The following is a 1,488-nucleotide window of genomic DNA, read 5'->3' on the forward strand; positions in this document are numbered from 1 at the left end:
CAATACGGTTCAGTTAAGGGCTATGCAGTGCTTAAAACAATAAATACAGGAGGATTCATGATGATTCCAGTACCTCTATGCTTAACTTGTTTAGAGCGAAATTTTGAGACAGGCTTTTTGACAACTCTTGGGTTGTTTCTCTGAACTCTTTCCGGTATAGTTAGATCGAGAATCTCCCAAGTTAACCAACTCAAAAAAAGGGAAGTTCTTGTGGTTGTAACCGCTGAAACTTTGGAAGAGCGCGACGAATAACTCGTAATGTTCCAGTAAAAGAAAGACGCAATGGTGAAACACCTGCACTGGTTGCTGCTTGAAAAATTAATGACCTTATAGCCCAATGTCCTAGTAATAAACCATAAATTTCTTGTACAACTTCTTTGGGCTTTTGAGAACGAATATGAGTTTTTCTTCCTAATAAATGTACTTTTAGTTCATCAATCGTATTCTCGACTTCCCAACGTTGATGATATTCACAGGCAAGTAACTGGGCACTGATTTTTTTCGCGTCCAACAAGCTGGTAATTAAACGATATCTAATTTGTGCTTCTGGGTCTTCGGGATGCTCAATTGTGTACTCAATTACTCTTACTTGTATTGGCTTAAATCCTTTTTTTCTTAATTTGCCTGATGGATAAATCCAACTCAAATATGAACCATCATCTAATTGTATTTCGTTTAAGAATTTAACGTTGGACGGAATTCGACCCAAATACTCACAACCTTTGCTGACTGTGGATTCCACCATCGCATAAGAATGTAAACCTCTATCCCACATCAATAGCATTCCCGCCGTTACTGAGCGTAACAACTTTAACGCTCTTACTCTTTCTCCAATTTTATATGGACAGATTAAGGCATCAAAGATTAAATGGGTTCCTGCCTCTACTAAAATGACTAATCTAGCTTTTGGGAACGCTGCTCTCGTACCCGGACGGCTTCCCGGACGACCAAAAACCCTGGCATTTTCATCACTATCAGGGATATCTAAACAGGTTCCATCTATCACTACGACCCTGAGTTCATGGATAAAAGCTCCTACTGTTTCGACTGTAGCCATTGGTCGCACTAAGGAATGAAACAACTGTCTCATCACGCCCGCTCCTAATCTTTGTCTGGCTTGAGTAATTGCAGATTTACAGGGAAATCGCCAATACTTACCAATTTTCACCAATGCTTCATTAAGGCCATCTATCAAATTTTTTAGTACATCCCGCATTGAATCTTTCGACCACAGACTCATTGCTATTACCAGACATACTACCAGTTGTGCTGGCAAGGCACGATGACGTTTCTCTTCAACCTTCGTTTTAGTAATCGCCTGTTCGATTGCAGTTGCTGGAATCGCTATCTCTATTGCTTTGAATATCTCCGTACTTGACATTTTGGGAGATACTAATGAGAATTCTTTGAGATGCACGCTAACTTGCTCTCCTTTTTTGGATACAATACCTAATTTACCACGGTTTGAGCCTTAACTGAACCGTATTG

General features: G+C 39.9%; 1 protein-coding gene. It reads right to left on the reverse strand.

Features of this window, described 5'->3' with window-relative positions:
* Nucleotides 1-190 precede the first annotated feature (190 nt).
* Nucleotides 191-1,381 (reverse strand): IS4 family transposase, encoded by a 1,191-nt coding sequence (locus AACV78_RS15075; protein WP_228042738.1) that lies wholly within the window; start codon nt 1,379-1,381, stop codon nt 191-193.
* Nucleotides 1,382-1,488: the final 107 nt, after the last annotated feature.

Source organism: Tychonema sp. LEGE 07196, assembly GCF_963890365.1.
Lineage (GTDB): Bacteria > Cyanobacteriota > Cyanobacteriia > Cyanobacteriales > Microcoleaceae > Microcoleus.